The sequence below is a fragment of the Streptomyces sp. NPDC021093 genome, from assembly GCF_044333135.1.
In the GTDB taxonomy this organism is placed as follows: Bacteria; Actinomycetota; Actinomycetes; order Streptomycetales; family Streptomycetaceae; genus Streptomyces.
This window is the reverse complement of record NZ_JBIRQJ010000011.1, coordinates 76,185-96,625: the sequence shown is the minus strand read 5'-3', so window position 1 is coordinate 96,625 and position 20,441 is coordinate 76,185. Positions and strand designations below refer to the sequence as shown.

At 70.9% G+C, this 20,441-nt stretch carries 15 protein-coding genes and 1 pseudogene; 5 read left to right on the top strand and 11 right to left on the bottom strand.

Features of this window, described 5'->3' with window-relative positions; all coding sequences use genetic code 11:
- Window positions 1-2: 2 nt before the first annotated feature.
- From ACH4SP_RS31690 to ACH4SP_RS31660, 7 genes and pseudogenes are all read right to left on the bottom strand, one after another.
- Window positions 3-929 (bottom strand): annotated as a pseudogene (locus ACH4SP_RS31690) (VOC family protein); the annotation flags it as partial.
- A gap of 23 nt (window positions 930-952) precedes the next feature.
- Complete coding sequence (locus ACH4SP_RS31685; protein ID WP_398419933.1) at window positions 953-2,152, bottom strand: MFS transporter; 1,200 nt, start codon at window positions 2,150-2,152, stop codon at window positions 953-955.
- Window positions 2,153-2,313: 161 nt separating this feature from the next.
- The gene (locus tag ACH4SP_RS31680; protein ID WP_398419930.1) at window positions 2,314-2,913 is read right to left on the bottom strand and encodes a TetR/AcrR family transcriptional regulator; all 600 of its coding nucleotides are present in this window, start codon (window positions 2,911-2,913) and stop codon (window positions 2,314-2,316) included.
- A 20-nt stretch (window positions 2,914-2,933) separates the two neighbouring features.
- A complete protein-coding gene (locus ACH4SP_RS31675) occupies window positions 2,934-3,398 on the bottom strand; it encodes a GNAT family N-acetyltransferase (protein WP_398419928.1) in 465 nt (154 codons plus the stop codon).
- A gap of 9 nt (window positions 3,399-3,407) precedes the next feature.
- The gene (locus tag ACH4SP_RS31670) at window positions 3,408-4,916 is read right to left on the bottom strand and encodes a tripartite tricarboxylate transporter permease (protein WP_398419926.1); all 1,509 of its coding nucleotides are present in this window, start codon (window positions 4,914-4,916) and stop codon (window positions 3,408-3,410) included.
- A 5-nt stretch (window positions 4,917-4,921) separates the two neighbouring features.
- Window positions 4,922-5,470 (bottom strand): tripartite tricarboxylate transporter TctB family protein, encoded by a 549-nt coding sequence (locus tag ACH4SP_RS31665; protein WP_398420292.1) that lies wholly within the window; start codon window positions 5,468-5,470, stop codon window positions 4,922-4,924.
- A 5-nt stretch (window positions 5,471-5,475) separates the two neighbouring features.
- Entirely contained in the window at window positions 5,476-6,459 is a 984-nt protein-coding gene (locus tag ACH4SP_RS31660; protein WP_398419924.1) for a Bug family tripartite tricarboxylate transporter substrate binding protein, read from the bottom strand.
- Window positions 6,460-6,601: 142 nt separating this feature from the next.
- On the opposite strand from ACH4SP_RS31660, the gene ACH4SP_RS31655 reads away from it, so the two are divergent.
- Both ACH4SP_RS31655 and ACH4SP_RS31650 read left to right on the top strand, forming a co-directional pair.
- Window positions 6,602-7,297, top strand: coding sequence for a response regulator (locus ACH4SP_RS31655; RefSeq protein WP_398419922.1), 696 nt, complete (start codon window positions 6,602-6,604; stop codon window positions 7,295-7,297).
- A 303-nt stretch (window positions 7,298-7,600) separates the two neighbouring features.
- A complete protein-coding gene (locus ACH4SP_RS31650) occupies window positions 7,601-8,638 on the top strand; it encodes a lytic polysaccharide monooxygenase (protein ID WP_398419920.1) in 1,038 nt (345 codons plus the stop codon).
- A gap of 141 nt (window positions 8,639-8,779) precedes the next feature.
- Here ACH4SP_RS31650 and ACH4SP_RS31645 read toward each other — a convergent pair whose 3' ends face one another.
- Window positions 8,780-9,829: an LLM class flavin-dependent oxidoreductase gene (locus ACH4SP_RS31645; protein WP_398420291.1), complete on the bottom strand. Its 1,050-nt coding sequence runs from the start codon at window positions 9,827-9,829 to the stop codon at window positions 8,780-8,782.
- A 119-nt stretch (window positions 9,830-9,948) separates the two neighbouring features.
- Here ACH4SP_RS31645 and ACH4SP_RS31640 point away from each other — a divergent pair, with 119 nt between their 5' ends.
- Together ACH4SP_RS31640 and ACH4SP_RS31635 are read left to right on the top strand one after the other, a co-directional pair.
- Complete coding sequence (locus tag ACH4SP_RS31640) at window positions 9,949-11,010, top strand: DUF3533 domain-containing protein (protein WP_398419918.1); 1,062 nt, start codon at window positions 9,949-9,951, stop codon at window positions 11,008-11,010.
- The gene (locus tag ACH4SP_RS31635; protein ID WP_398419916.1) at window positions 11,007-12,191 is read left to right on the top strand and encodes an AAA family ATPase; all 1,185 of its coding nucleotides are present in this window, start codon (window positions 11,007-11,009) and stop codon (window positions 12,189-12,191) included. Before ACH4SP_RS31640 ends, ACH4SP_RS31635 begins: the two co-directional genes overlap by 4 nt.
- 21 nt (window positions 12,192-12,212) lie before the next feature.
- Here ACH4SP_RS31635 and ACH4SP_RS31630 read toward each other — a convergent pair whose 3' ends face one another.
- Window positions 12,213-14,681, bottom strand: a complete 2,469-nt coding sequence (locus ACH4SP_RS31630; protein ID WP_398419914.1) for a bifunctional acetaldehyde-CoA/alcohol dehydrogenase — start codon at window positions 14,679-14,681, stop codon at window positions 12,213-12,215.
- 298 nt (window positions 14,682-14,979) lie between these two features.
- On the opposite strand from ACH4SP_RS31630, the gene ACH4SP_RS31625 reads away from it, so the two are divergent.
- The gene (locus ACH4SP_RS31625; RefSeq protein ID WP_398419911.1) at window positions 14,980-17,724 is read left to right on the top strand and encodes a M4 family metallopeptidase; all 2,745 of its coding nucleotides are present in this window, start codon (window positions 14,980-14,982) and stop codon (window positions 17,722-17,724) included.
- A gap of 74 nt (window positions 17,725-17,798) precedes the next feature.
- Here ACH4SP_RS31625 and ACH4SP_RS31620 read toward each other — a convergent pair whose 3' ends face one another.
- Together ACH4SP_RS31620 and ACH4SP_RS31615 are read right to left on the bottom strand one after the other, a co-directional pair.
- Entirely contained in the window at window positions 17,799-19,448 is a 1,650-nt protein-coding gene (locus ACH4SP_RS31620; RefSeq protein ID WP_398419909.1) for a dipeptide ABC transporter ATP-binding protein, read from the bottom strand.
- Window positions 19,445-20,437, bottom strand: a complete 993-nt coding sequence (locus tag ACH4SP_RS31615; protein WP_398419907.1) for an ABC transporter permease — start codon at window positions 20,435-20,437, stop codon at window positions 19,445-19,447. Before ACH4SP_RS31615 ends, ACH4SP_RS31620 begins: the two co-directional genes overlap by 4 nt.
- Window positions 20,438-20,441 lie beyond the last annotated feature (4 nt).

The following is a 20,441-nucleotide window of genomic DNA, read 5'->3' as shown; positions in this document are numbered from 1 at the left end:
CATCAAACCGCACACCCGTTCTCCCCCCGGGCCGCTACCGCCACGATCTCGACCTCGTATCCGTTTCGATCCTCCAGGTATGCCGCGCAGTGATCTTCCCCGCCCGCGTACGGATGGCGGTCGGCGAAGAGCAGGGTCCAGCCGTGCTCCGGGGCCGCCGCAACCAGGGCGTCCAGGGCCGCCCGGTCGCGGGCCCGGAAGGCGAGGTGGTTAAGGCCGGGGGCCCGGCGTTCGTGCGCGGAGCCGATCAGGGCAGGCGACTGCTCCAGCACCACGTACGTACGGCCGAGGCGCCAGCTCCTGCCGTCGGCCCAGTGCTGATGGGGGGTGTGGCCCAGCTCGCCGAGCAGCCAGCCCCAACTCTCCGCCGCGGCCACCAGGTCCGGCACCCACAGCTCGACGTGGTGCACCGAGCCGACGGCCCCGGACTCGCGGAGCGCAATCCTCCGGTCCGGCACCGCTTCCTCGTACGCGATCGGATCGCCGTCCTCGTGCCAGTGCAGGACGAACCGTTCCCCCGCCCGGTACGCCTCCAGGCCCGCCCGGCAGTACGCCACCATGTCGTCCGGCAGCGCGGCCAGGGGGTGCCAGGACAGGCCGGAGCACTTGTCGGGCTCGCGGTTGACCGGCGGGTCCGCCGGGTCGTACCGCGCCTCGAAGAACCAGCCCGTGCGCGGCTGTCCGCCGGGGCCCCGGTGCTGCATGACCAGGGCCACCGACAGATCGTCCGGGGAGAGGGTGATGCCGATCTCCTCGGCGGCCTCGCGGATCATCGCCGTACGCACGTCCTCGCCGTCCTCGACGTGTCCGGAGGTGGCGTGCAGCAGGCCGTCCGCATACCCCGTGTTGGCGCGGCGGGCGAGGAGCACGTCCGCGCCCCGGCGCAGGATCAGGTGGACGTCGACCACCTCGGAGTGCCGGGACGCGGGCGCGGAATGCCGGTTTTCGAGCTTCATGCCCCGATGGTGGCATCCGCCACTGACAACGGGCGTTCGGCGGCGGCCGACGGCTGCTTCCGCCGTGCGAGGGCGAGTTCCGGGATCAGCGTCAGCACGCCGAGCACCGCCAGGCCCGCGCCCAGCCACAGCGGCGCCCGAAGCCCCCACGTTCCGATCGCCAGGCCGCCGACCGACGATCCGATCATGACGCCGAACGTGATGAAGGACGAGTGGACGGTGTTGAGGAACGGTCCTGTGCTTCCGATCCGCTGGATCCGGGTGATCATCGCGGGGTTCATCGTCACGCCGACCAGCCCGATGCCCAGCATGAACAGGACCGCGGGGACGGGCAGTTGGGCGAAGACGGCGAACCCGGTGAGGAAGACGAGGTTCAGCAGGAGCCCGGTGAGCATGACGGGCAGCGCGTACCGGTCGGCGAGGCGGCCGACGACGTTGTTGCCGACGACGGTGGCCGCTCCGTACGCGACGAGCAGCAGCGGCACCGTCCCGGTGGAGAAGCCGGTGACCTCGGTCAGGATCGGGTTGAAGTAGCTGAAGGCGGAGAAGGTCGCGCCGATGATGAGGGCGCTGGTGGCGAGCGCCAGCCAGAGGCGGGGCCTGCGGAACACCCCGAGTTCCTGGCGGAGCCCGCCGCCGCCCTCGGCCCGCCCGAGCTTCGGTACGCCGAAGGTCGTGGCGACGGCGGCGAGCACGGTCAGGCCGGTGATGGTCCAGAACGCCGCACGCCAGCCGAAGCTTTCACCGATCAGGGTGGACAGCGGCAGGCCGAGCAGGGTGCCCAGCATCAGCCCGTTCAGGACCATCGCGGTGGCCCGGCCGCGCAGTTCGGGCTTGACGAGGTGCGCGCACAGCGAGAGCGAGACGCCGAAGAAGGCCGCGGACGCGGTCCCCGTGACGAGGCGCGCGACGAACATGACGGCGTAGTCGGAGGCGGTCGCGGCCAGCACGTTGCCCACGAGGAAGACGGCGAAGAGCGCCATCAGCGCCTTCTTCTGCGGCAGCTTGACGACCGCCGTGGTCAGGACGGGCCCGCCGACCGCCATCGCCGCCGCGAACGCGGTGATGAGGTAGCCGATCTGCGGAATGGTGACGTCCAGGCCCGCCGCCATCTGCGGCATCAGCCCGGCGACGACGAACTCGCTGGTCACCATGGCGAAGATGCCCATGGCGAGGACGTATATGGCAAGTGGCACGGCAGGTTGCCTCTTCCTAGATTTTGGATAGATCAGTACAGAACAAGGGCAAAAGAAAGTGCCGCAAACAGCACGGCACGGGACATGACGCGAACAGTACGAACTGCACGAACAGCGTGATCAGGGCAATCGGTGCGAACAGGGAAAGGCGGAGCCGGGAATCAGCGCGTCAGCGCATCCAGCGCGGTCTCGGCAACCGCCTCCAGCGTCGCCCGGTCCGCACCCCCCTGGGCGGAGATCCGCATACCGCCGATGACGGCGTTGATGAAGCGGGCGAGCGAGTCCGCACCCCGGTCGGAGGCGACGGAGCCGTCCCGCCGCCCCGCCTCCAGGGTGGCGCGCAGCGCGGCCAGCCGGCGGGCGAGGTCGCGCTCCAGCAGCCTCGCCACCTCCGGATCGTCGTAACGGGCCAGCTCCACCGTGGCATTGACGGTGAGGCAGCCGATGCTGCGCCCGGCACCCCTGACCTCGAACTCTCCGTCGATGATCAGCGCGAAGAGGGCGCGGATCCGCTCGGCTCCCGAGCGCGAGGCGTCCTCCAGCAGGACTTCCTGCCGGTCGGTCATCATGTCGACGTACCGTCCGAGCGCCCGCCGGAAGAGGTCGCGCTTGCTCGCGAAGGTGTTGTAGATGCTGCTCCGCCCCAGACCGGTGGCCTCGCACAGGTCCTGGGTCGAGGTCGCCTCGTACCCCTTGGCCCAGAAGGCGTGCATCGCCGCTTCCAGGGCCTGGTCCTCGTCGAACGTTCTCGGTCGCGCCATGCGGAAGACCGTAGCACAGGTTATGGATCGATCTGTTCAATACCCTTGCGGTAGTGGAAGCGGTCGTAGATCCCCTCGTCGAGGCGCCGTTCGACCAGCTCGTAGCCGTAGCGCGGGTAGATCCTCTGGTTCTCCCACATCATGGCGTTCGTGTAGAGCCTGATCTCGGGGAGCCCCAGCTCCCGTGCGTACGCGTCGACGAACGCGAGCAGTTCCCGGCCGACCCCCTTCCCCGCCATGTCCGGGTGGACCGCGATCGAGTCGAGGAAGAGGTGGTCCGGCTCGGGGACGAGCACCAGCACGCCGTGCACCGGCTCGCCGACGACGAACACCCGTCCCGCCGCGACGTTCTCCCCGTGGTCGGCCAGCATCGGGACGGGCGCGCGGCTTATCCGTTCGATGTAGTGCTGGTACGCCGCGTCGGTCACGGCTTTCACGGCGGGGACGTCGTCCGCGGTGGCGGGACGGATGCGTGTGTCGCTCATGCGGTTACGTTACGACCGCTCCCCGCTCCGCAGGAAGGGCAGCCTCGTCAGCAGCGGGCGCAGCAGCGGCCAGGCCAGGAGCAGCAGGATCACCGCGTACACGGCGATCGAGAAGGGCGTGTTGACCAGGCCCGTCACACTGCCGTCGCTGATCTGGAGCGCGCGGCGCAACTGCTGTTCGGCAGCCGGGCCGAGGATGACGCCGATGACCGCGGGCAGGACGGGAAGCCCGTACCGCCGCATCCCGAAGCCGATCAGGCCGATGATCAGCAGCACCACCAGGTCCAGTGCCTCGCCGCCGACCGCGTACGCGCCGACGGAGGCGAAGAAGAGGATGCCCGCGTAGAGGTACGGGCGCGGGATGCGCAGCAGCTTCGCCCAGAGCGGGGCGAGCGGGAGGTTGAGCGCGAGGAGCAGGATCATGCCGACGAAGAGGGACGCGATGAGGCCCCAGACCAGTTCGGGTTCGCGCTCGAAGAGGAGTGGGCCCGGCTGGATTCCGTACTGCTGGAAGGCGGCCAGCATGACGGCGGCGACGGCGGTGGTGGGCAGGCCGAGGGTGAGCATCGAGACGAGGGTGCCGGCGGCCGACGCGGAGGCCGCGGACTCCGGGCCCGCGACGCCCTCGATGGCGCCCTTGCCGAACTCGTCCTTGTGCTTCGAGAGCCGCTTCTCCGTGACGTACGAGAGGAAGGTGGGGATCTCCGCGCCGCCGGCCGGGATCGCGCCGAACGGGAAGCCGATGAGCGGGCCGCGCAGCCAGGACTTCCAGGTGCGCCTGACGTCCTTCCTGCCGAGCCAGGGGCGGCCGACCGGGATCGCTTCCGCGCCGCCGCGCCGCAGGTGGGCGGCGACCCAGAGGGCCTCGCCGATGGCGAAGAGGCCGACCGCGACGATCACCACGTCCACGCCGTCGGCGAGTTCGAGCGAGCCGAAGGTGAGACGGGACTGGCCGGTCATCTGGTCGAGGCCGACGAGCCCGATGGTGAGGCCGATGAGGAGGGAGGCGAGGCCGCGGATGCGGGAGGAACCGAGGACGGAGGTGACCGCGATGAAGGCGAGCACCATGATGGCGAAGTAGTCGGGTGCGCCGATGTCGACGGCGAGGGCCGCGACGGCGGGGGCGAGGGCGACCAGCAGGATCGTGCCGATCATGCCGCCCGCGAAGTGGCCGATGGCGGCGGCGGCGAGTGCCTGCGCACCGCGCCCCGCCTTCGCCATCGGATGGCCTTCCATCGCGGCCACCACGGCGGCGCTCTCGCCCGGGGTGTTGAGCAGGATCGAGGTCGTCGAGCCGCCGAACATCGCCCCGTAGTAGATGCCCGCGAACATGATGAACGCGCCGGTCGGCTCAAGCCCGTACGTCACGGGCAGCAGCAGCGCGACGGCCATGGCGGGGCCGATGCCGGGGAGGACGCCGATGGCGGTGCCGAGGAGGACGCCGATGGCGGCCCAGAGGAGGTTGATCGGGGTGAGGGCGGTTCCGAAACCGTCCATCAAGGAGTTGAGGGAGTCCATGGTGGTTACAGCACTCCCATCAGGGGGCCGCCGGGGAGCGGGACGCCCAGCAGGTTGTTGAAGACGAAGTAGGTGAAGAGGGAGAGCCCGGCCGCGATCAGCGGGTCGCGGCTGAAGTGGCGGCTGCCGAGTGCGTACGCGGAGCCCCAGAAGAGCAGGGCGCCGGAGATCGGGAAGCCGATCGGGCCGATCAGGACGGCGTTGCCGAGGAAGACTCCGGCGAGGAGCACGACCGTGCGCCAGTCGCTGGGCTCGGACAGGTCGACGTCCTCGCCGCCCTCGGCCTCGCCCCGGCCGCCGCGCAGGACGTCCACGGCGAGGAGTACGGCGACGAGCAGCAGGGCGCCGCCGACGACGATCGGCACGGTGGTCGGGCCGACCGGGCCGCGCTGGGCGATCTCGACGTGCATGGTGAGCGCATCGGTGAGGACGAGGATCCCGATCACCAGCAGCAGGGCGCTGACGCCGAGTTCGGAGTGCTCGCGCAGCCAGGCGGCGCGGCCGACGGGTCCAGGAGCCTGCGAGGTCTCGGTCGAACTGGGCGACTTCTCCAGGGAGTTCACAGGCCCAGCTCCTTCAGGACGGAGTCCACCCGCTTGTCTTCCTCGGCGAGGAAGTCGCCGAACTTCTCCCCCGTGAGGAACGCGTCGTCCCAGCCGTTCTTCTTCATCGAGTCCTTCCACTCCTTCGAGGCGTGCAGCTTCTCGAAGAGCTGGACGAGCTTGGTGCGTTCGGCGTCGGTGAGGCCGGGCGGGGCGACGACGCCACGCCAGTTGGTGAACTCGGTGTCGAGACCGGACTCGCGCAGGGTCGGCGCGTCGAGGCCGGGGACCCGCTTCGGCCCTGTGACCGCGAGCAGCCGCAGTTCGCCCGCCTTGATCTGGTCCAGGTACTCGCCGACGCCGGAGACGCCGAAGGCGACCTTGTTGCCGAGGATGGAGGCGAGGAGTTCGCCGCCGCCGTCGAAGGGGACGTAGTTGACGTCCTTCGGTTTGATCCCGGCGGCGCGGGCCATCAGCATCGGCGCGAGGTGGTCGGGGCCGCCCGGCGCGGAACCGCCGCCGACGGGGACCTTGGCCGGGTTCGCCTTCCAGGCGGCGATCAGGTCCTTGATGTTCTTGTACGGGGAGTCCTTGCCGACCACCACGATGTCCTGCTCCTCGGTGAGCCGGGCGACGGGGGTGGTGTCGGCGAGGGTCTTGGGCGCCTTGTTGGTGTGGACGGCGCCGACGACGCCGAGCCCCATCGACATGGCGACCTTGCCGTTGCCGTGGTCGGCGGCGAGCCGGGCGAGGCCGACGGTGCCGCCCGCGCCGGGGAGGTTGAACACCTCGATGCCGCTGGTGAGTTCGGCCTCCTCGGCGTTCTTGGCCGCGGTGCGCGCGGTGATGTCGTAACCGCCGCCGGGGGTGTTGGGGACCATGAAGCGCAGGCCGGGGATCTGGGTGCCGGTGTCGGAGCCGCTGCCCGTGGAGAGCAGCGGCGGCCCCACGAGCACCAGGAGTGCCGCCCCGGCCATGGCGAGGGGGGTGCGCAATCGCACGGGCGCCGCCTTTCGGTTCGTGTATCAGGGGGAGGTTTCGCAGGGGGGAGGTGGGGACATGTTGCCGGTGCGTCAACCAGCTGTCGCCGTTCCGGAACCAACGGACGTTGTGGTCCTTGTGGTCGCGCCCTAGCTTGAGCGGGTGACGAATGTGCTGGTCGTGGACGACGACTTCATGGTGGCGAAGGTCCACAGCCGCTGCGTGTCCGCGATGGACGGTTTTACGGTGGTCGGGGTCGCCCACAGCGGCGCCGACGCACTGCGCGCCGCCGAGCGGCTGCACCCGGACCTCGTACTCCTGGACGTGTACCTGCCCGACATGGACGGGCTCGATGTACTGCGCGGGCTGCGTGCCGCCGAGGAGCGGGACGCGGACCGGCCGACGGCGGACGCCCTGTTCATCACGGCGGCGCGGGACGCGGGGATCGTACGGGCGGCGCTGCGGGCCGGGGCCCTGCACTATCTGATCAAGCCGTTCCACCAGGCGGCGCTGCGCGAGCAGCTGCAGCACGTGGCGGCGCTGCGGAACCGGTTCGACGCGCTGTCCGCGCAGGGGCAGGCCCGGCAGGAGGACGTGGACCAGCTGTTCGGGACGCGTCCGCCGGGCTCGCGGGAGCTGCCCAAGGGGCTGGCCGCGCACACCGCGGATCTGGTCGAGCGGACGCTGCGGGCGCACCCGGCGGGGCTGTCGGCTACGGAGTGCGCGCAGGGCGGGGCGCTGTCCCGGGTGAGTGCGCGCCGGTACCTGGAGTACTTCACGACGACCGGCCGGGCCGAGGTAACGCTGCGGTACGGGGGCACGGGGCGGCCCGAGCGGCGGTACAGGTGGGTGGCGTGAGCGGCGGTACCGGTGGGGTGGCCTGAGCGGCGGTACGGGTGCTGGCGTGAGCGGCCGGAAGCCGGTGCAGGACCCGCTGGAGCGGCGCGTCCCGGACACCGTCCAGGCGCCTTCGCGGACGCATTCCAGGCACCTTCTTAACCGTCACTGAGTGGCTCCTTAAGCAAGCCATAAAGAACGTCATCACCCGCCCTCAGCAGGGGATTTCACGGATTCCGGGGTCTAGCGTGCTGTTGCGCCGGGGGAGTTCTCCCCCCACTCCCCCGGCCGAGATTCCCGTCCCCTGCCAAGGAGTTCCCCACCATGACCGCTGCTCGTCGCAAAGCCGCCACCGTCACCGCCCTCGGCCTCGCGCCGCTCGCGCTGACCGGGCTGGCCGCCGCCCCGGCCGCCGCCCACGGCTCCATGACGGATCCGGTCAGCCGGGTGTCGGCCTGTTACGCGGAGGGCCCGGAGAGCCCGGACTCGGCGGCCTGCAAGGCGGCCGTCGCCGCCAGTGGCGTCCAGGCGTTCTACGACTGGAACGCGGTGAACATCGCCAACGCCGCGGGCAACCACAAGGCGCTCATCCCCGACGGCAAGCTGTGCAGCGCCGGCAACGACAAGTACAAGGGCCTGGACCTGCCGCGCGCCGACTGGCCTTCGTCGAAGCTCAGCGCGGGCAAGCACACCTTCCGCTACAAGGGCACCGCCCCGCACAAGGGCTCCTTCGAGCTGTACGTCACCAAGGACGGGTACGACCCGACGAAGCCGCTGAAGTGGTCCGACCTGGAGGCGAAGCCGTTCGCCAAGGTCACCGACCCGAAGATGGAGGCCGGCGACTACGTCTTCGACGGCACCCTGCCGAAGAAGTCCGGCCGTCACCTGGTCTACAGCGTGTGGCAGCGCTCGGACAGCCCGGAGGCGTTCTACACCTGCTCCGACGTCGTCTTCGGCAGGGACACCGCCGGTTCCGGTACGGGCGCGGGCACCGCGCCGGCCCCGGCTGCCTCCGCCCCGACCGACAAGGACATCGCGGCGGGTGCGGGCAAGTCGACGGTCGAGCACAAGGGCCACGGCGACGGCGACCACAGGACGGGTGCGGGCGCACGGTCCGCCGCCCCTCAGACGAAGACGCCGACTGCTCCGGCCGCTCCGGCTGCCCCGGACGCCAACGCGCCTGCCGCGCAGGGCAGTTCGCCCGCGCCGGTGAAGGCCGACGAGAACCTCGCCGAGACCGGCGGCGACAGCACGACCCCGTACATCGCGGTCGGCGGGGCGGCGGTGTTGGCGGCGGGTGCGGCGGTGATGTTCGGCTCGGTGCGGAAGCGGGCGGCTGCGGGCGGGCGGCACGGGCGCTAGGCACGCCGGAGGCTGGTCACGTGCGGGGGCTTCGTGGCTGGTCGCGCCCACGCGGCGGAGCCGCATAGTCCATGCAGCCCCGCGCCCCTAGTGGGTGTGCTGTCCATTCCGGGGGAATGGACAGCACACCCACCTCCGATGTCACTTCCAGTGCGGCATGATCTCCTCGTGGATCAGGCGGAGTTGGGCGTCCACGTCGGCGACCCCCGCCAGCTCCCGCCCGGTGAACGCCTTCACCAGTCCGCTGTCGGTGATCGCGCAGATCATGTGGTTGACGCCGCTGGGCTCGATCTCGGTCCGGATCTTCTCCAGGCACTCCGCGGGCGTCCCGGAAACCGACAGCTTCTCGGCGATCTCGGGCGACGTCAGCTCGATGCCCCTGGCGAGGTCGCCGGCCGCGATCGCGTCGATGACCGGCTTCAGCTCGGCGGGGTCGACGCCGTTGCGCCGCAGCTGCTCCTCGGGCATCGAGGAGGCGTAGATCCCGACCATGCTGCGCGCCGCCTCCTTCGCCCGTGCCGAGTCCCGGTCGGTCGCGAAGACCACCCACGCCCCGATGTCGAGGGTCCGCCAGTCCTTGCCGGCCCGCTCCGCGCCGATCCGGATGTGGTCCACGGCGTAGTCGTGCGCCTCGCGGGTGTAGCTGAGCGCGTGGTGGCAGCCGTCCGACAGCTCGCCCGCCGCCTCGAAGGACTTGGGGCCGCGCATCGCGCCGAGCTTCACCGGCAGCCGCTGCTGCACGGGGCGGGCGAAGGTGAAGAGCCCGTTGTACGAGTAGAACTCGCCGTCGTACGTGATCGAGCCCTCGTCGAGCAGGGTCCGTACGACGTGCAGCGCCTCCTTCGTACGGGACAGCGGCTTCACCTTCGCCCAGTCGATGCCGTACTGGGCGAGCAGCCCGAAGTTCCCGCAGGACAACACCCCCTCGGCGCGCCCGCCGGACAGTTCGTCGAGGGTGGCGAGGGCCTGGGCGATGAGGGTGGGCTCGCGGAGTAAGACGGAGGAGAGGCTCGGGCCGAACCTGATGTTCTCCGTCTGCCCGGCCGCCGCCGCGAACAGCTGCCACATGTCCTTGTGCCAGGTCTCGTCCGCGGCGTAACAGGCGTGGAAGCCGAGCTCGTCGGCGAGCCTGATGGAGGCCAGGGACTCCTGGAGCGGGTAGTCGGGGAGCATCACATAGCTGAACTTCACGGATGAGCCTTCCGGTTGCTGACAGGTCCATGCGGACAGGTCCATGCAGGAAATTACCCCCTTCACCCGTACGGCCCACCCCACCTGCGGGAATCAGTGCTCCGCCGGAGCGTGGTGGCATGAGATTCGCCGACGAGTTGAAGAACGCCGTGACCCCGCGGGCCGCACTGCTCGTCATCGGCTGCCTGGCCCTGCAACTGCTGTTCATCACGTCGTACGTGGGGGCGCTGCACCACCCAAAACCGCAGGACATCAAGGTGGCGGTGGTCGCGCCGGGCGGGGCGGCGGAGCAGCTCTCGGAGCAGCTGCGCGAGCTGCCCGGATCCCCGCTGGACCCGCGCCCGCTGGCCTCCGAGGCCGTCGCCCGGCAGGAGATGATGAACCGCGACATCGACGCGGCGCTCGTCGTCGACCCGCGCGGCAAGGCCGACACCCTCCTGGTCGCCTCAGGACAGGGCCGCTCGGAGACCCGCGTGCTGGAGCAGATCTTCACCGGGGTCGCGAAGTCGCAGCAGCGCACGGTCGCCTTCAAGGACATCGCCCCGGCCTCCACGCAGGACGCGAACGGGCTGAGCTCCTTCTATCTCGTCGTCGGCTGGTGCGTCGGCGGCTATCTGTGCGCGGCGATCCTCGCGATCAGTGCGGGCGCCCGCCCGGCGAACACCAAGCGGGCCGGGATCCGGCTCGGCGCGATGGCCGTGTACGCGGTCGTCTCCGGCCTTCTCGGCGCGGTCGTCGCCGGACCGATCCTGAGCGCGCTGCCCGGCAGCCTGTGGGGTCTGTGGGGCCTGGGCGCACTCACCGTCTTCGCGGTCGGCGCGCTGACCCTCGCCCTCCAGGGCATCTTCGGCGTGGTCGGCATCGGCCTGGCCATCCTGATCATCGTGATCGGCGGCAACCCGAGTGCGGGCGGCGCGTTCCCCGGCCCGATGCTGCCGGGCTTCTGGCGCTCGATCGGGCCCGCGCTGCCGCCGGGCGCGGCGACGTGGGTGGCGCGCTCGATCGCGTACTTCAAGGGCAACAACATCACCGGGCCGCTGCTGGTCCTCTCCGCCTGGGCGGTGACGGGCTCCCTCGCCACCCTCGCGGTCGCGTCCCGCATCAGGTCGAGCCGCAAGGGCGCGGACGACGAGCCGGGCGGCGCGACGGAGGTCAGCACCCCGCAGACCCCGCTCGTATGATCACGACCCTCGCGGTCGAGAACTACCGCTCGCTGCGCAAGCTGGTCGTCGAGCTGGGCCGGGTCAACGTGGTCACCGGTGCGAACGGCACCGGCAAGTCCAGCCTCTACCGGGCCCTGCGCCTGCTCGCCGACTCCTCCCGCAACGGCGCGGTGGCGGCCCTGGCCCGCGAGGGCGGGCTGAACTCCACCCTGTGGGCGGGCCCCGGCAAGCTGGGCCGGTCGGTGCGGGAAGGCCTCCACCCGGTGCAGGGCGTGGTCGGCGGGGATCCGGTGAACCTGCGGCTCGGCTTTGCGGGCGACGAGTTCGGGTACGCGATCGACTTCGGCCAGCAGCCGCCGGACGCCCACTCGATGTTCGGCGCGGACCCGGAGATCAAGCGGGAGTGCACCTGGGCGGGCCCGGTGCTGCGCCCGGCCGCCCTGCTCTCCGAGCGCTCGGGGCCCGCCGTACGGGTGCGTACCGCCGCCGGCGACTGGCACCGCTCGCAGGGGCAGATCCGACCGTACGACAGCATGCTCAGCGAGATCGCGGACCCTCAACTCGCCCCCGATCTGCTCCTGTTGCGCGAACGCATCCGCAACTGGCGGTTCTACGACCACGTCCGCACCGATGCCCACGCCCCGGCCCGGTCCGCGCAGGTCGGCACCCGTACGCCCGTGCTGAGCGCCGACGGGTCCGACCTGCCCGCCGCCCTCCAGACCATCCGCGAGATCGGCGACCGGGCGGCGATGGACGAGGCGGTCGACGCGGCGTTCCCCGGCAGCAGCGTCTCGGTCGCCGACCACGGCGGGCGCTTCGAGCTGGAGCTCCACCAGCACGGTCTGCTGCGCCCGCTCGGCGCCCCTGAACTCTCCGACGGCACCCTGCGCTATCTGCTCTGGGTGGCGGCCCTGCTCACCCCGCGCCCGCCCACCCTGCTCGTCCTCAACGAGCCGGAGACCAGCCTCCACCCGGACCTGCTGCGCCCGCTCGCGGATCTGATCCTCACCGCGGGCCGCCACATCCAGCTGGTGGTGGTCACGCACGCGCGCCCCCTCGCCGACGCGCTGGCGGAGGGGACGCGGAGGGCCCGGATCGACATCAACACGATCGAGCTGGTGAAGGACTTCGGCCAGACGGTGGTCGCCGGGCGGGAAGGGCCTCTGGACGAGCCGCTCTGGTACTGGCCGAAACGGTAGCCACGGGACGCCGGGCAGGGTTCACCTGCCGTAGTACGCCCGGGTCATCAGGGCCACCATGTCGTCGATCATCGGCATCCGCGGGTTGGCCGGTGCGCACTGGTCGGCGTACGCGTTGAGCGCCTGTTGCGGGAGGGCGGCGAGGAAGGCCTCCTCGTCGACGTCCTCGGCCTCGAAGCTCGCCGGGATGCCGCACCTGGTGCGCAGGTCCTCGATCGCCCGTGCGTAGGACTCGACGCCCTCCTCCGGGGTGGCCGCCGGGAGGCCGAGCACCTGGGCGATCTCCTGGAAGCGCTCCGGGGCCCGGTAGACCTCGGCCTTGGGCCACGGGGTGGCCTTGGCGGCGACCTGGCCGTTGTGCCGGACGACGTGCGGGAGGAGGAGTGCGTTGGTGCGGCCGTGGGCGACGTGGAAGGTGTTGCCCAGGGTGTGTGCCATGGCGTGCACCAGGCCGAGGAAGGCGTTGGCGAAGGCCATGCCCGCGACGGTCGACGCGTTGTGCATCTTCTCGCGCGCCTCGGGGTCGTTCGCCCCGTCGACGACGCAGCGCTCCAGGTTCGCGAAGATCAGCTTGATGGCCTGGAGGCAGAGGCCGTCGGTGTAGTCGTTGGCGTAGACCGAGACGTACGCCTCGGTGGCGTGGGTGAGGGCGTCGAAGCCGGAGTCGGCGGTGACGGTCGCCGGGAGCCGCAGGGGCAGGGTGGGGTCGACGATCGCGACGTCCGGGGTGAGGGCGTAGTCGGCGAGGGGGTACTTCCGGGCGGCCTCGGGGTCGGAGATCACCGCGAAGGGGGTGACTTCCGAGCCGGTGCCCGAGGTGGTGGGGACGGCCACCAGCCGGGCCTTCTCCCCCAGCGCCGGGAACTTGTAGGCCCGCTTGCGCACGTCGAAGAACTTCTCCTTGGTGTCCGCGAACTCGACCTCGGGACGCTCGTACATCAGCCACATGATCTTCGCCGCGTCCATCGGTGAGCCACCGCCGAGCGCGATGATCGTGTCCGGCTCGAAGTCCCGCATCAGCGCGGCACCGGCGCGGACGGTGGCCGGCTCGGGGTTGGGCTCGACGGTGTCGATGACCTGGAGGGCGACCTTGTCCTCGCGGCCGTTCAGGATGTCGGTGACCCGCTGCACGAAGCCGAGCGCGCTCATCGTCCTGTCGGTGACGATCGTGACCCGCTTCAGTCCTGCCATCTCGCCGAGGTGGCGGAGCGCGTTGCGCTCGAAGTAGATCTTCGGCGGGACCTTGAACCACTGCATGTTGGTGTTGCGCCGTCCGATCCGCTTGATGTTGAGGAGGTTGACCGCGGTGACGTTGTCGGAGACCGAGTTGTGTCCGTACGAGCCGCAGCCCAGGGTCAGCGAGGGCAGGAAGGCGTTGTAGACGTCGCCGATGCCGCCGAAGGTGGAGGGCGCGTTGACGATGACGCGGACCGCCTTGACCCGCTTGCCGAACTCCTCGGCCAGTTCCTCGTCCTCGGTGTGGATGGCGGCGCTGTGCCCGAGGCCGTCGAACTCGACCGTCTCGGCAGCCAGTCGGAGGCCGCCGGCCTGTTCGGCTGTCCACTGCGGGGACCTGCCGACGACGGCGGCGTTCAGCCTGGCGCCGGAGCAGTTGCCGGCGAAGGCCGTGGTGCCGAAGACGAACTCCTCCAGCTTGGTCTTCTCGGCCGCCGTGACGACGTACGCGTGCAGCCGCTCGAACTCGGCGATGCCCGCCTCATAGATGTCGTGGTCCAGGATGACGGCCTGCTCGGAGGCGCAGATCATGCCGTGGTCGAAGGCCTTGGAGAGCACGATGTCGTGGACGGCGCGCCGGAGCCTCCCGCTGCGGGCGATGTACGCGGGGACGTTGCCCGCGCCGACGCCGAGGGCGGGCTTGCCGCACGAGTAGGCCGACTTGACCATGGCGTTGCCGCCGGTGGCGAGGATGGTGGAGACGCCCGGGTGGTTCATCAAAAGCCCCGTGGCCTCCATCGACGGCTCGTCGATCCACTGCACGCAGTCGGCGGGCGCACCGGCCGCCACCGCGGCGTCGCGGACGGTGCGGGCGGCTTCGGCCGAGCAGTTCTGGGCGGAGGGGTGGAAGGCGAAGACGATCGGGTTACGGGTCTTCAGGGCGATCAGCGCCTTGAAGACCGTGGTCGATGTGGGGTTGGTGACCGGGGTCATCGCGCAGACCACGCCGACCGGTTCGGCGATCTCGGTGATGCCGTTCAGCTCGTCGCGGGAGACGACGCCGACCGTCTTGAGACCGGCCATCGAGTGCGTGACGTGCTCGCAGGCGAAGAGGTTCTTGACCGCCTTGTCCTCGAAGACGCCGCGGCCGGTCTCCTCGACCGCCTGCCGGGCCAGGTCGCCGTGGGCGGCGAGCGCCGCGAGCGAGGCCTTCTTGACGATGTGGTCGACCTGCTCCTGGTCGAGCCGTTCGAAGGCGGTGAGCGCGTCGAGCGCGCGCCGGACGAGTCCGTCGACCATCTCCTGAGCCTGCATCACAGGTGCTCCTTCGCTGCGGCCTTATCGCTGGGGCCTTTTCGCTGATGCCTCCGTTCCACTCCTCACGGAGACCGGAAAGGGCCGACGAATGCCCCAAGCAGCGGGCCAAAGGTCCCTCCGATTTTCGCCGCGCACCCGCCGCGCACCCACTGCACATCCGCTGCACATCCCCTCCCGCACCGTCCAGACCCCGGCCCCCCTCAGTTGTGGACAGGACTTATTCCTTGATCAACAACTTGGAAACACCTTGCATGAACGATGAACAACGCAAGCGAACCAGGAAGTTGGGACCACCTTGAGCAAGTCCAGATCCACCGCCCGCGCACCCCGGGCCACCGCCCGAATATCCCGGGCCTCCTCGGTCGCCGCGCTGCTCGGCGCGGCGGCCCTGCTGACCGGAGCCCTGCCCGCGCACGCCGCCCCGGCAGCCCCGGCAGCCGATGTCGTCCCCGGTCAGGGCACGGCCACCCCGGCCCTGGTCGACGGCATCGCCGAACCCGCCAGCGCCTCCGCCGCCCCGGTCGACGCCGCCCGCGGCCACCTCGCGGCCAGGAAGAGCCGCTACGCCATCGCCGACCCGAAGCGCGACCTGACCGCGACCGACACGGTCCGGGACGGCGCCGACGAGACGGTCCGCTTCCAGCAGAAGCACCGGGGCGTGCGGGTCCTCGGCGGCCAGTACCTGGTGCGGATGGAGAGCAAGACCGGCGAGCGCGTCGTCACCGGCACCTCGGGCAAGTACTTCACCGCCCTCGACGTCGACCCCGAGGCAACCGTCCCGGCCTCGACCGCGGCCGAGCGGGCCCTGTCCTCGGTGCGCACCGAACTGCTGGGCAACAGGCTGACCAAGGACTCGGCGAAGACGCCGAAGCTGAGCGTCGCCTCGCACGGCCTGGTCGTCCTGCCGCAGGGCAAGGGCGTCCTCACCCACCACATCACCGTCACCGGTGTCGACCCCGCTGCGAAGACGCCGGTCAAGCAGGAGGTGTACGTCGACGCACACGCGGGCTTCCCGGTGCTCTCGTACTCCGGCATCCAGAACATCGAAGCCGGTGGCAGGGCAGAACGCCCCGGCACCACCGGTTCCGGTGTGAAGCTCGACGGCAAGAAGGTGAAGCTGGAGATCGAGAAGCAGGGCTCCTCGTACCTCCTGCGCGACCACACGCGCACCTGGAACACCAGCAAGAACCCCGTCACCACCTGGGACGCCTCCGGTGTCGACGTCGAGGCCGCGTCCGGCAAGTGGCCCGAGGGGATCAAGGAAGTCGCCTCCCCCACGCAGAAGTTCGACAAGACCGCCACCGACAGCGGAGCCGTCGACGCGCACTGGGCGGCCGGCCAGGTCTACGACTACTACAAGCAGAAGCACGGCCGCGACAGCCTGGACGGCCGCGGCATGGCCATCAAGTCCCTGGTGGGCGTCACCGAGTACGGCCAGCCGTACGCCAACGCCTTCTGGGACGGCGACAAGATGGTCTACGGCAGCGGCGACCAGGAGTTCAAGTCGCTCTCCGCCGACCTCGACGTGGTGGGCCACGAGATGACGCACGGCGTCGTCGAGCACACCGCGGGCCTCGTCTACACGGGCCAGTCCGGTGCGCTCAACGAGGCCGTCGCCGACTACTTCGGCAACGCCATCGACGTCACCGTCTCGAAGAACGAGAAGTCCCCCGACGCCGGTCTGATCGGCGAGGACCTCTGCCGTACGAAGTCGCCGCGCGACTGCGCGCTGCGCGATCTCAACGACGGGAAGACGACCTCCAAGGACTTCCTCGGCGTCACCTTCGGCACCGACCGCGGCGGTGTGCACCTCAACTCCACCATCTTCTCCGGTGCGTTGTGGGACGTCCGCGAGGACCTCGGCGGCAAGCTCGCCGACCGGATCGTCTACAAGGCGCTCACCGAGTACCTGACCCCGCTGGACGGCTTCACCGCCGCCCGCGCCGCCGTCCTGTCCGCCGCGAAGGACCTCGGCGTCAAGGGCGACAGGCTGAAGAAGGTCACCCGCGCCTTCGCCGCGCACGGCATCGTGCCCGGCTGGGAGCAGGCCGTCGGCGTCGACACCGACAAGCTGCTCGGCGACCTCAACACCCGGGGCGAGCAGCCGGGCGCGGGCGGCGGCTGGTGGGCCGCGGCCAAGTCCGACGCGGAGGGCGCGGAGGCGTACTCGGTCTGGGCGGGACGCACCGACGGCAAGGGCGCCCCGAAGCTGATCAGCCCCAACGACGGGCGCTACCACTCCGGTCCGGACACCGACGGCAGGACCGTCGCCTGGGTCGCGGTCGCCGCGAACGGCTCCGACGTGCTGTCCCGCTCCCTCAAGGGCGGTCCGGTCAGGAAGATCCGCTCGCTGCCGACCCTGGCGGGCGCCGTGCACGTCTCCGGTGACGTGATCACCTGGCAGGAGGAGGGCGAGGGCCGCAAGCCGCGCGCCGCCTGGGTCAAGGGCAACGACCCGAAGGTGCACTACGCCGACGGCGGGGCCGCCGACGTCACCGCCGCGCTGCCGACGGTGAACGGCACGAAGCTGGCGTACGCCAAGGTCTACCCAGGACCTGACGGCTACCAGGTGATCTCCACGGAGATCCTGGACCTGAGGACCGGCACGAAGAAGCTGATCCCCGCGAACGGCGGGTACGTCGGCATCGCGAGCCCGGTCCTCACCGGCAAGCACCTGTACTGGCTGGTCGACAACATCATGGACGACAACCGGCAGATCCTGCGCCGCGCGAACGCCGACGGCTCCGGCGCCACCGACCTGATCGCCGAGGACGACGAGCGGGCGTACATCTGGGCCCTGGACGCCACCGACGAGGCGGTGACGTACACCTACTGGAAGCCGGGACAGGACTTCGTCAACGAGAACCTGGCCAAGCTGATCCAGACGGACGCGGACGGCAAGAACCCGCAGCGGGTGTCCTGCTCGCGCGGTGAGCAGTACGGCGTCGCGGCCGACACCGGCAGGCGCGTGGTGTGGGGCGACGGCACCACCGGGCACACCGACCTGGTGACGCGCGAGCGTCCGGCGGGCCGCTGCTGATCGGACGGTACGCAGCACGGTGCCCCGCTTCCCTCTCGGGAGGCGGGGCACCGTCGTACTGAGACCCGTCGTGCTCAGACCGAGGCCGCCAGCAGCTCGCGCGTGTACGTCGCCTTCGGCGCGTCGAAGACCTCGTCGCGGGTGCCGCTCTCCACGATCTCGCCGTGGTGCATCACGGCGATCCGGTCGCAGAAGTGCCGTACGACGGCGAGGTCGTGGGAGACGAAGAGCAGCGAGAGGCCGAACTCGTCGCGCAGGTCCATCAGGAGGTTCAGCACCTGCGCCTGTACGGACACGTCGAGCGCCGACACCGGTTCGTCGGCGACGATCAGCTTCGGGCGCACCGCGAGGGCCCGTGCGATGCCGATGCGCTGCCGCTGGCCGCCGCTGAACTCGTGGGGGTAGCGGGTGAGTTGGTCGGGGCTGAGGCCGACCTGCCGGAGCAGTTCGGCCGCCCGCTCGCGCCGCTCGGACGCGTCGAGCGAGGTGTGGACGGTGAGCGGGGTGGTGACGATCTGTTCGACGGTACGGCGCGGATTGAGCGAGGCGTACGGGTCCTGGAAGACCAGCTGGACGTCCCGGCTGAGCTCGCGCCGCAGCGCGGTGTCGGTCGCGGCGGCGGAGATGTCCCGGCCGGCGAAGCGCACGGTTCCGGCGGTGGGCCGTTGCAGCCCGGCCAGCACGCGGGCTGTGGTGGACTTCCCCGAGCCCGACTCGCCGACCAGACCGAGGGTCTCGCCCTCGGCGAGGTGCAGGGTGACGTCGCGGACGGCGACCCGGGGCTGCGGACGGCGGCCGAACAGCGGCCTGGGGGAAGGGAATTCGACCCGCAGACCGGTGAGGTCCGCCAGCGCCGCGCCGCCCTGCGGGGCGGGGCGGGGCGCGCGTACGGGTTCCGGAGACGGCTCGTCGACCGTGGGCAGCCGGGTGCCGGGCACCGTGTCCAGGGTCGGGGCGGCGCCGATCAGGGCCCGGGTGTACGGGTGCTCCGCGTCGGTGAGGAGCTTGGCGGTGGGGCCCTCCTCAAGGAGCCGGCCGCCGCGCATGACCAGCATCCGGTCGGCGCGTTCCGCGACGACGCCCACGTCATGGGTGACCAGCAGCACGGCGGTGTCGCTGCCGTCCACCAACTCGCCCAGCAGGTCCAGGACTTGGCGCTGCACCCGAACGTCGAGGGCGGTGGTCGGCTCGTCGGCCACGACCACCGCGGGCTCGTTCACCAGGGCGATGGCGATCATGACGCGCTGGCGCATCCCGCCGGAGAACAGGTGCGGGAAGTCCCGGGCGCGTACGGCCGGAATGCCGACCCGTTCCAGCATCGCGGCGGCCCGCTCGCGTGCCTCGGCCCGGGAGGCCTTCGGGTGGTGCAGCCGGTACGCCTCGGCGACCTGCTCCCCCACCGCGTGGAACGGGGAGAGGGCGGCGAGTGCCTCCTGGAAGACCATGGCGACCCGGTCGCCGCGCAGTGCCCGGAGCCGGGCATCGGGCGCGCCCACGACCTCGGTGCCGCACACCCGGAGACTTCCGCCGATCTTCGTGCGTACCGGATCGTGCAGGCCGAGCGCGGCGAGCCCGACGGTGGACTTGCCGGACCCCGACTCCCCCACCAGGCCGACGACCTGACCGGGTTCGAGAGTGAAGGAGACCCGGTCCACCGCGGTCACCGTGCCTTCTCGGCCGGTGAAGCACACGGACAGGTCGGTCGCTTCCAGCACCGGGTTCATACGAGCCTCACCCTCGGATCGAGCCGGGCCACCACCAGGTCGGCGACGGCGACGAACACCACCACGAAGAACGCGGCGAGCAGGACGGTGCCGACGACGGTCGGCAGGTCGTTCTGGAGTACGGAGTCGACGGCTAGGCGGCCGACCCCGTTGATCCCGAAGACGGTCTCGGTGATGAACGCCCCGCCGAACAGGGCGCCCACCTCCAGGCCGAGCAGCTGCACCAGCGGCCCGGCGGCGCCGCGCGCCGTGTACTTCAGATGGGCACGGACGGCGCTCATCCCCTTGGCGCGCGCGGTCCGCACGTACCCCTCGTGCATGGTCTCCAGGAGCTGGGAGCGCGAGAGGCGGGCGAAGGCGGCGGCGTTGACGAAGCCGAGGACCAGCCAGGGCAGCAGCAGACCGGCCGCCCAGGCGGCCGGGCCCTCGCCGAACGGGGTGTAGCCGGGGACCGGGAAGAGCCCCGTCGTGTAGACGAGGAGGTACTGGAGGGCGTAGCCGAGGAAGTAGATCTGCACGCTCGCTCCGACCAGCGTGAAGCCGGAGAGCAGCCGGTCGGTGGCGGTGCCCCGGCGCAGCGCCGCGGTGAAGCCGACGCCGATGCCGAGCACGACGATCACCACGAGGGCCCCGGCGGCCAGCGACAGGGTGGCCGGGAGGTGGGAGAGGACCGCGCCGAGCACGGGCTGCTGGAGGACGTACGAGTAGCCGAGGCAGGGGGCGGCGCAGTCGAGCGCGGTGCCGTCGAGGTCGCGGATCGTACGGCCCAGGAAGAGGCCGCGCAGATAGTCGGCGAACTGCGCGAGGATCGGCTGGTCCAGGCCCATCGAGATGCGGAGTTCGGCGACCTGGGCGCTGTCGCACTGCGGTCCGCAGGCGGTGAGGGCGGGGTCGGCGGGGGCGGCGTGGAAGAGCCCGAAGGTGACGGCGGTGATCACGAGGAGCACCGCCGCCGCCTGGAGGGCACGTCGCAGGACGTAGCCGGTCATGGAG

Bases quoted from the DNA above. Each gene is read 5' to 3' on its own strand.
- ACH4SP_RS31650 (WP_398419920.1), top strand. From the start codon at position 7,601: ATGACCGCTGCTCGTCGCAAAGCCGCCACCGTCACCGCCCTCGGCCTC.
- ACH4SP_RS31615 (WP_398419907.1), bottom strand. From the start codon at position 20,437: ATGACCGGCTACGTCCTGCGACGTGCCCTCCAGGCGGCGGCGGTGCTC.
- ACH4SP_RS31670 (WP_398419926.1), bottom strand. From the start codon at position 4,916: ATGGACTCCCTCAACTCCTTGATGGACGGTTTCGGAACCGCCCTCACC.
- ACH4SP_RS31635 (WP_398419916.1), top strand. From the start codon at position 11,007: ATGATCACGACCCTCGCGGTCGAGAACTACCGCTCGCTGCGCAAGCTG.
- ACH4SP_RS31630 (WP_398419914.1), bottom strand. From the start codon at position 14,681: ATGCAGGCTCAGGAGATGGTCGACGGACTCGTCCGGCGCGCGCTCGAC.
- ACH4SP_RS31675 (WP_398419928.1), bottom strand. From the start codon at position 3,398: ATGAGCGACACACGCATCCGTCCCGCCACCGCGGACGACGTCCCCGCC.
- ACH4SP_RS31680 (WP_398419930.1), bottom strand. From the start codon at position 2,913: ATGGCGCGACCGAGAACGTTCGACGAGGACCAGGCCCTGGAAGCGGCG.
- ACH4SP_RS31640 (WP_398419918.1), top strand. From the start codon at position 9,949: ATGAGATTCGCCGACGAGTTGAAGAACGCCGTGACCCCGCGGGCCGCA.
- ACH4SP_RS31620 (WP_398419909.1), bottom strand. From the start codon at position 19,448: ATGAACCCGGTGCTGGAAGCGACCGACCTGTCCGTGTGCTTCACCGGC.